This window comes from Hungatella sp. SL.1.14 (assembly GCF_024460495.1).
GTDB classification, from domain to species: domain Bacteria; phylum Bacillota; class Clostridia; order Lachnospirales; family Lachnospiraceae; genus Hungatella; species Hungatella hathewayi.
In genome coordinates, this window is the sequence record NZ_JANFYJ010000132.1 from 1 (window position 1) to 428 (window position 428).

General features: G+C 47.2%; 1 protein-coding gene. It reads left to right on the top strand.

The annotated features are described in order from the left end of the window. Positions 1-32: 32 nt before the first annotated feature. Positions 33-428: aryl-sulfate sulfotransferase (locus tag NE473_RS30300; RefSeq protein ID WP_502802855.1), on the top strand; the 396-nt coding region annotated here is incomplete at its 3' end.

The window sequence follows — 428 nt, forward strand, 5'->3', positions numbered from 1 at the left end:
CCCGTATCGTCTGACGCCGGAGAGACGTTAATGTGAAACAGGTAATTGACACCATCTTTTTTTGTATTTCGACGGCAGGCAGCGGTGACTTTGACTGGCAGTATGAACAGCACGCATGCATGATGCTTCCGGATGGCGATATTATGCTGTTTGACAATGGCCACTGGAGGGCAAAGAATAAGGAGCAGTACAGGCTCAACCGGGATAATTTCTCCAGAGGAGTCCGCTACCACATAGATACGGAGAGGATGACGATTGAGCAGGTATGGCAGTTTGGAAAAGAGCGGAAGAATGACTTCTTCTCATCCTATATTTCCAATGTGGAATATTATCGTGACGGCCACTATCTGGTACATTCCGGAGGAATGGGGTATAATCATGGTGTTACCTGTGAGGAACTTCCGGTATATATGAATCTGGAGGATCCG